1 pseudogene is annotated in these 333 nt (G+C 59.5%); it reads left to right on the forward strand.

Features of this window, described 5'->3' with window-relative positions:
• Positions 1 to 147: 147 nt before the first annotated feature.
• Positions 148 to 333 (forward strand): annotated as a pseudogene (locus AC0L3A_RS41050) (IS3 family transposase); the annotation flags it as partial.

Genomic DNA, 333 nt, shown 5'->3' on the forward strand with positions numbered 1-333 from the left:
TTTTGACGTATCGATTCCGACAAAGACCTCGGTATGATGACCCACGACTCGCCCTCCTTGTTTGAGGCTCTACCCGGACCATCCGGGCAACCCTCGTCGCAACATCGAGGGTGAGTCGCCTCATTTTGTGGGGGGACATACAGTCTAGTGGTGACGCCCGCGGGGAAGCGGAAAGCTGTCGCTCATCTGGTGGATGCCCATGGGATGAGCGAACGGCGGGCGTGTAAGCCATCGGCTGCTGCCGCATGACCATGAGTGCGGATTCCGACGAAGTCGCCCAGGCGTACCGATATGAAGTCGCCCGTGGATTCCGAGACGATGTCGCCCACCTTT

The organism is Bradyrhizobium sp. MI1.3, assembly GCF_055811695.1.